Raw genomic sequence first — 1300 nt, 5'->3', positions numbered from 1 at the left:
ATATCGATCGGATACTACCCACTGATCAATGACAGGCTCTATCTGGTTGATGATATCACTAGGTCAATTAAAGGATACTTTGGGTGGATTGAATTAGGCAGACCACTAACAGAATGGCTTGCTATGTTCTTGAGCACCAGTTCTGACCGCCTTGCCGACATTACACCTTTGCCTCAGTTATCGAGTATTGTTGCGTTATCTTATTTAACAATTCTTTTACTTAAAAATACATTCCATAAAATCACCATTGGGAATGTTCTAATATGTATAACTGTAGCAGTAAACCCACTGTTACTTGGTAATATGTTGTTCAGGTTTGATTCATTATCAATGATATTGTCGGTAATGACTCCAACTTATTGATAGTGTTTTATGTTCAGATAATGCCCGATGACTTTGTCATGCAGCTCCACCGATTTTGAGAACGACAGCGACTTCCGTCCCAGCCGTGCCAGGTGCTGCCTCAGATTCAGGTTATGCCGCTCAATTCGCTGCGTATATCGCTTGCTGATTACGTGCAGCTTTCCCTTCAGGCGGGATTCATACAGCGGCCAGCCATCCGTCATCCATATCACCACGTCAAAGGGTGACAGCAGGCTCATAAGACGCCCCAGCGTCGCCATAGTGCGTTCACCGAATACGTGCGCAACAACCGTCTTCCGGAGCCTGTCATACGCGTAAAACAGCCAGCGCTGGCGCGATTTAGCCCCGACGTATCCCCACTGTTCGTCCATTTCCGCGCAGACGATGACGTCACTGCCCGGCTGTATGCGCGAGGTTACCGACTGCGGCCTGAGTTTTTTAAATGGCGGAAAATCGTGTTGAGGCCAACGCCCATAATGCGGGCGGTTGCCCGGCATCCAACGCCATTCATGGCCATATCAATGATTTTCTGGTGCGTACCGGGTTGAGAAGCGGTGTAAGTGAACTGCAGTTGCCATGTTTTACGGCAGTGAGAGCAGAGATAGCGCTGATGTCCGGCAGTGCTTTTGCCGTTACGCACCACCCCGTCAGTAGCTGAACAGGAGGGACAGCTGATAGAAACAGAAGCCACTGGAGCACCTCAAAAACACCATCATACACTAAATCAGTAAGTTGGCAGCATCACCGAAGGGCACTACCCAGGATAACTGGGAAACAGCAGGTGCGATTGCTGGTGGCGCCGCGGCAATCGCAGGCCTGACACTCGGTATTGTTGCCCTGACTAAATAAGGCTTCTAAAAGCGCGGCGATGGCCGCGCTTTTATTTTTGCCTGATATAAGAAATGCATACTCCCCATCACGAATAGCATCAGATATT

At 48.8% G+C, this 1300-nt stretch carries 3 protein-coding genes; 1 reads left to right on the top strand and 2 read right to left on the bottom strand.

Annotated features, from left to right (window positions below; all coding sequences use genetic code 11):
• The coding region (locus RE027_RS17735; RefSeq protein ID WP_368809617.1) for a glucosyltransferase domain-containing protein at positions 1–363 on the top strand (363 nt) is incomplete at its 5' end.
• Here the strand turns inward: RE027_RS17735 and RE027_RS17730 are convergent.
• Together RE027_RS17730 and RE027_RS17725 are read right to left on the bottom strand one after the other, a co-directional pair.
• Positions 357–1054 (bottom strand): IS1-like element IS1B family transposase gene (locus RE027_RS17730; RefSeq protein WP_095033700.1). Its coding sequence is split into 2 segments (ribosomal slippage): positions 357–805 and positions 805–1054, totalling 699 coding nucleotides; the frame shifts between segments, so codons are not numbered across the junction. The genes RE027_RS17735 and RE027_RS17730 overlap by 7 nt on opposite strands.
• Positions 1055–1104: 50 nt before the next feature.
• A partial coding sequence (locus tag RE027_RS17725) for a hypothetical protein (protein ID WP_368809616.1) occupies positions 1105–1300 on the bottom strand: 196 nt, incomplete at its 5' end.

The sequence above is a fragment of the Kocuria sabuli genome, assembly GCF_040981185.1.
Classification (GTDB): domain Bacteria; phylum Actinomycetota; class Actinomycetes; order Actinomycetales; family Micrococcaceae; genus Kocuria; species Kocuria sabuli.
Note: the sequence above shows the minus strand (reverse complement) of the source record. Positions and strands in the feature narration are given on the sequence as shown.